The following is a 6,198-nucleotide window of genomic DNA, read 5'->3' on the forward strand; positions in this document are numbered from 1 at the left end:
AATCATTTCTTCATATCAGCTCATAAAATTCTTTGATAAGCGTTCTGGTTTCCGTACACAAAGTTACGCTGCTTCTTTTGAGGAAGCTCTTTCTCAGTTTGACTTTTCTGACGATCCTGAAAACATCGTACGTAATATGCAGGAAATCTTCCGTAAAAATATCGGTATGTCTTTCATGCGGATTCTTGTAGAAAACGGAAATGAAGAACTGGAATCGGCATATGATTTGCCTGAAGAAGAAAAAATTTTAATTTCTTCCAGGGGAAAAATGTTTGATTCTCTTTTGAACCAGAACAGCCGGATTATATTAAAGAGTTTCCTTGAAACAGGTTATGCTTATTCCAGTGTCAGAAGTGAAACTGCAAAATTTTTTGCTGATACGAAATCAGATGCTTTCATTATTTTGAATGAAGGACGCCATATTCTTGGTGTAATTCTTCTGGGACATAAAGCCGGCGGAAACGTTTACAACAACTATGACTATCAGGTTTTCAGTAAACTTTATTCATATTTCTTCGTATTCGGTTACTACATGAAGAACATCGGTAACGAATCCATTGTAGGTGTTGTAAACCGTGAAATCCGTATGTCTGAGCAGATTATCGAATCTATTCAGGGAAACATGGATCCTATTAAAAACAAAAGATACGATTCCGGAACTATGATGGTTCACGCACATAATATTGGCGGTGAGTTCATTGACTTGATTAAATTAAGCGAAGATAAACATATTTTTGTAATGGGTGACCTTTCCGGTAAAGGTATTGCGGCTTCTATGAGTATGGTTATCGTAAAATCTGTAATCCGTACCTTCCTTCAGGAAACAAAAGACTTTAAACTGCTTGTTGAAAAGGTAAATCAGTTTATCAGGTTTAATCTGCCAAGAGGTACTTTCTTTGAAGGTATTTTTGCACTTATCGATTTTAAGGATGATACAGTTTATTACATCAACTGTGCTGTTCCGGCACTCTTACTCTATAACCGCGCATATAATAACGTTATGGAAATTCAGGGTGAAGGCCATGTTTTAGGCTTTGTAAAAGATATTTCTCCATATATTAAAGTCAAAAAAGTAAAGTTAAATCCTGGAGATATTCTTTTTGCATGTACTGACGGTGTTCTGGATTCTAAGTCGCTTCGTGGAGAACCTTTCGGTAAAGACCGCCTTCAGAAGTCTATCATCGAGAATACACAAATGAATGCACAGAATATGATTTCTGCATCTTATAATACTCTTCTTGACTTCCTTTCTAAGGAACTTGATGACGATGTAAGTATCTTCACTTTAAAATTGCTCAGAGCTTAAGGAGAATAAATGGAACAGCTTTCGATTACTGAAAAACAGGGTGCAAACTATGTACTTTATGAAGTTTCCGGGGTTATGAATACTTATACTGTTACCGAGCTGGCTGAAAAGCTGGATGAAACTATAAAAAAATCAAATATTGTTCTTGATCTTGAACGTGTTGATACAATTGATTCTGTAGGTATAGGTCTTATTATGGCAACCTTTAATGACGGTGAGGATAACGGACACAGGTTTTATATAATGAACCCTTCAACAGCAGCAAGAACTGCACTTGAAGAAACGGGTTTTTATGAAGTCTTTGAAATTATTCATGCTGTAACAGAAGTGCAGTAAAAAATACATCCGTGTATATTTTTTATGGACGAGAATTTTCAAAAATCTCGTAGGTTTTATTTGCTTTATATTGACGCCTCATCCATGAGGCTATATTGATTTTATGAAACGTTTATTATTTGTTCTTACTTCAGTTTTCTGTTTGTGTTCATGCACTAAAAAAGTTGTATTGGCTGAAACTGCTTCAAAGCAGGCTGAAGCTGCCGTAACACCCCAGATTTCTAATCCAGAAATCGAAAAATTAGGACGTGTTCTTTCTTCAATGACTGAACGCTGTAAGTCTGCAATTCCAAACGGAAATCCGGAAGAATTTCTTGCTGATTTACACAAAGTCCTTAAAGAAGAAGAACTTAATCACAGAGATGATGATGTTGACCTTCTTTATTTAATCGATAAAAAACACAACATTGGTTCTGATTATGTTCCAAAAGATTTAAAACCTGTCAAAAACAATGATTTGTGGAACGTAAGCCGGAACGATCTTTCTTTGCGTCCAGAGGCTTATTCGGCCCTTGAAAATCTTTCACGTGCAGCATTGAACGACGGTATTAAACTTATGATTTCTTCGACATACCGTTCGTATAAATACCAGGAAGGACTTTTTTACCGCTATGTAAAGCAGGACGGAGTTGAACTTGCTGAGCGCTATAGTGCCAGACCTGGAACAAGCCAGCATCAGCTTGGAGTAGCGGTCGATTTCGGTTCAATTACCGACGATTGGGGCGACACAAAAATGGGGCAGTGGGTTTACAATCACGCTGCAGATTACGGGTGGAGTCTTTCTTTCCCGCGCGGCTATGAAGATGTTACCGGCTACATGTGGGAATGCTGGCACTTCCGCTACATTGGTGTAGAAGCCTGCCAGTTCCAGAAAAAATGGTTCAGTGATGTCCAGCAGTTTATGCTGGAATTTGTGGATGTCTGGAAAAAAAGCGAATAATAATTAGATAGGGGCAGTATTTGTAAAAAGTGTGCCGCACGGATGCGGCATAAAGAAAGTTGACCGCAAGAATTTTCAGGTTGTCTTGCAGCCTGAAAATTCTTGTCACGACATGGATGTCGCTTATTTCACAACGACATTCACTAATTTGCCTGGAACGACGATAATCTTTGCGACTGTCTTTCCTTCGGTGAACTTTTTGAAGCCTTCAGTTTCTTTTGCCATGGCTTCGAGCGTTGCGTTGTCTGTGTTTGCAGCAGCTTCGAATTTTGCGCGGAGCTTTCCGTTAATCATGACAGGGAATTCTTTTGTGTCGTCCTTGCAGAACTCTTCGCTGAATTCCGGCCATTTTGCGTAAGCACAGCTTTCAGAGTGACCGAGTTTTTCCCAGAGTTCTTCTCCAAGGTGTGGAGCGTAAGGGGCGAGCATGAGGACGAAGCCTTCCCACATTTGTCGCGGGAGTGAATCGAACTTAGAAGCCTCATTTGCAAAAATCATCATCTGGCTGATTGCAACATTGAAGTCGAGGTTATTTGTGTCCTCTGTGACTTTTTTGACGGTTTTTGCGTAAGTTTTGCGCAGTGAAGCCAAATCTTTGTCGAGTTTTCCTTTAATGTCGACGTCTGTCAAAGGCTTTTCGCTCAAAGTCCAGATTTTGTCGAGGAAGCGGTTAACTCCGATTAAGCCCTGTGTGTTCCACGGTTTTGAAACTGTGAGAGGTCCCATGAACATTTCGTACATACGCACAGAATCAGCTCCGTAAGTGTTAATCATTTCATCAGGATTTACGACGTTTTTGAGTGATTTAGACATTTTTGCGATTACGCGCTCAAGTTCTTCGCCGTCTTCTTTTGAGTAATATTTTCCGTCCTTTTCTTCGACCATATCAACTGCAACGAGAGACTTGCTCTTTCGCTGGAAAGCAAATGAAGTAATCATGCCCTGATTTATAAGCCGCTGGAAAGGCTCTTTCGTTGAAACAACTCCGAGGTCATAAAGAACTTTGTGCCAGAATCGTGCGTAGAGAAGGTGAAGAACGGCATGCTCGGCTCCTCCCACATATAAATCAACCGGCATCCAGTAGCTTTCCTTTGATTTGTCGGCAAAAGCTTTTGTGTTGGTCGGGTCGATATATCTAAGATAATACCAGCAGCTTCCTGCCCACTGAGGCATTGTGTTTGTCTCGCGGCGTGCCGGCTTTCCGCACTTAGGACACTTGCAGTTTACCCAGCTGTCAATTCCTGCAAGCGGACTTTCTCCGGTGCCTGTCGGCTGGTAAGTTTTAACGTTCGGCAATTCAAGAGGAAGTTCTTCTTCCGGAATCGGGACGATACCGCAGTCCGGGCAGTGAACGAGAGGAATCGGTTCACCCCAGTATCGCTGTCGGCTGAATACCCAGTCACGGAGCTTGTAATTTACAGCCTTTTTGCCGATTCCCTTTTCTCCAAGGAATTCGAGCATTTTTGCGATTGCATCTTTTTTGTTGAGGCCGTCCAGGAATTCTGAGTTTACATGGATTCCGTCTTCTGTCCAGGCCTGTTTCTGAACGTCAACTTCGCTCTTTAATACTTCGATGATTGGAAGACCGAATTTCTTTGCGAAATCCCAGTCGCGGGTGTCGTGTGCAGGAACTGCCATGATTGCACCTGTTCCGTAAGAAATGAGAACGTAGTCTGCAATCCAGATTGGAATGAGTTTTCCGTTTACCGGGTTGATTGCGTAGCTTCCTGAGAAAACGCCGGTCTTGTCTTTTGCAAGGTCAGTCCGCTCCAAATCAGATTTTTTTGCAGCTTCTTCAATGTATTTTTCGACGGCTTCCTTCTGCTCTGCTGTTGTGAGTTTTGAAATAAGCGGGTGCTCCGGGCTTACAACCATGTATGTAGCTCCAAAGAGAGTGTCGCATCGGGTAGTGTAGACTGTAAGCTTCTGCTCTGTAGGTTTTCCGTCTTTGTCGGCAACAGTAAAGTTTACTTCAGCGCCTTCCGAGCGGCCAATCCAGTTTCGCTGCATTGCCTTTACGCTTTCAGGCCAGTCCAATCCGTCCAAATCTTCAAGAAGCCGGTCTGCATAATCTGTGATTTTTAAAATCCACTGGCGGATTACTTTATGAGTAACCTGAGCTCCGCAGCGGTCACAGTGACCTTCTTTTACTTCCTCGTTGGCCAGCCCTGTCAGACAGCTCGGACACCAGTTGATTGGAGTTTCTGCTTCGTAAGCCAAACCTTTTTTGAAAAGCTGAAGGAAAATCCACTGAGTCCATTTGTAGTAGTCCGGAGTACAGGTGCGGATTTCGCGGTCCCAGTCGTAAGAAAATCCCAGAGCCTTAATCTGCTGTGTAAAGTGCTCGATGTTTGCGTTTGTTGTTGTTGCAGGGTGAGTGCCTGTTTTGATTGCGTAGTTTTCTGCAGGAAGACCGAATGCATCGTATCCCATCGGGTGAAGGACATTGTAACCGTTCATGCGCAGGAAGCGGCAGTAGATGTCTGTTGCTGTGTAGCCTTCAGGGTGACCTACATGAAGACCTGCACCACTTGGATAAGGGAACATGTCGAGGACATAGCGTCGTTTTTCTTTTGGAATTGATTCATCTTCGACGGCACGGAAAGTTTTGTGCTCGTCCCAGTATTTCTGCCATTTTGGTTCAATCGTTTTAAAAGGGTACATATTTGCTCCTATACATTTTAGCGCACGGATGCGCGTCATTTGAAAGTTAGTAAAATTTATCGAGTTTTTGGTACAAAAACTCGTCAGAAAAAATTACATGGAGGTAATTTTTTCGTCGGGTACATATTTTCTCCCTAATCTGTGTTAATCTGTGGTTCCAATATATCAAATTTCAGGAAAATTGAACAGTATATAGTAAATGCTGCGCCGGGTATGGAGCGGTGGCAGAGCCAGTCGGAAGCGTAAGCGGACGACCGAGGGTTACTGAGCCGCGGAACACCCGTAGACAGAAATATGCGCCAAAAAAAATCTCTATACTTTAAAATAGAATTTCGTTAAAATATAAGAACTATTTTACATATAAGAGGCTATTAGAAATGGCAAAAGACATTTATGACACATTCCGTGACATCGGTATTATTCCGGTTGTCGCAATCGAAGATGCTTCAAAAGCAGCTGATTTGGCACACGCTCTCGTGAAGGGCGGACTTCCTGCTTCTGAGGTAACTTTCCGCACAGCCTGCGCCGCCGAAGCCATCGAGGCCATGATAAAGGCCGAGCCTGACATGCTCGTCGGAGCCGGAACTGTTTTGAACGTCGAGCAGGCTGAGAAAGCCGTCAAAGCCGGTGCGAAATTCATCGTTTCCCCAGGATACAACCCAGATGTCGTCGACTGGTGCTTGAAGAACAATGTTCCTACAATGCCTGGAATCTCCAACCCATCTGAAATCACTGCCTGCATCAACAAGGGCGTCACACACCTCAAGTTGTTCCCTGCAGAGCGCAAGGGCGGATACAAAATCATCGACGACTTCGGCGGCCCGTTCCCGCAGTGCACATTCATGCCGACTGGCGGCGTTACGACTGAGAACGTCGGCGAGTACGCGAAGCGCAAGAACATCCTCTGCATGGGCGGAACATGGATGGTCAAGAAGCCTCTCATCGAGGGCTG

Annotated in this window: 5 protein-coding genes; 4 read left to right on the forward strand and 1 reads right to left on the reverse strand. The window is 43.0% G+C overall.

Annotation, left to right across the window (positions count from 1 at the left end; genetic code table 11):
• From ACKI5B_RS08215 to ACKI5B_RS08225, 3 genes are all read left to right on the forward strand, one after another.
• Positions 1-1,306, forward strand: a 1,306-nt coding sequence (locus ACKI5B_RS08215) for a PP2C family protein-serine/threonine phosphatase (RefSeq protein ID WP_407427636.1), incomplete at its 5' end; no start/stop codon positions are given.
• Between the two features lie 9 nt (positions 1,307-1,315).
• On the forward strand, positions 1,316-1,642 hold the full coding sequence (locus ACKI5B_RS08220) for an STAS domain-containing protein (protein ID WP_407427638.1): 327 nt from the start codon (positions 1,316-1,318) through the stop codon (positions 1,640-1,642).
• 103 nt (positions 1,643-1,745) lie between these two features.
• The gene (locus ACKI5B_RS08225) at positions 1,746-2,582 is read left to right on the forward strand and encodes a M15 family metallopeptidase (RefSeq protein ID WP_407427640.1); all 837 of its coding nucleotides are present in this window, start codon (positions 1,746-1,748) and stop codon (positions 2,580-2,582) included.
• A 123-nt stretch (positions 2,583-2,705) separates the two neighbouring features.
• Here ACKI5B_RS08225 and leuS read toward each other — a convergent pair whose 3' ends face one another.
• The gene (gene leuS, locus ACKI5B_RS08230; protein WP_407427642.1) at positions 2,706-5,246 is read right to left on the reverse strand and encodes a leucine--tRNA ligase; all 2,541 of its coding nucleotides are present in this window, start codon (positions 5,244-5,246) and stop codon (positions 2,706-2,708) included.
• A 377-nt stretch (positions 5,247-5,623) separates the two neighbouring features.
• Between leuS and eda the strand changes: the two genes are divergently transcribed.
• Positions 5,624-6,198, forward strand: a 575-nt coding sequence (gene eda / locus ACKI5B_RS08235) for a bifunctional 4-hydroxy-2-oxoglutarate aldolase/2-dehydro-3-deoxy-phosphogluconate aldolase (RefSeq protein WP_407427644.1), incomplete at its 3' end; no start/stop codon positions are given.

Origin of the sequence: Treponema sp., from assembly GCF_045657965.1 — a bacterium.
Classification (GTDB): domain Bacteria; phylum Spirochaetota; class Spirochaetia; order Treponematales; family Treponemataceae; genus Treponema_D.

Excerpts from the sequence above, each read along its gene's own strand:
- ACKI5B_RS08220 (WP_407427638.1), top strand. The coding sequence starts at position 1,316 with ATGGAACAGCTTTCGATTACTGAAAAACAGGGTGCAAACTATGTACTT.
- ACKI5B_RS08225 (WP_407427640.1), top strand. The coding sequence starts at position 1,746 with ATGAAACGTTTATTATTTGTTCTTACTTCAGTTTTCTGTTTGTGTTCA.
- leuS (WP_407427642.1), bottom strand. The coding sequence starts at position 5,246 with ATGTACCCTTTTAAAACGATTGAACCAAAATGGCAGAAATACTGGGAC.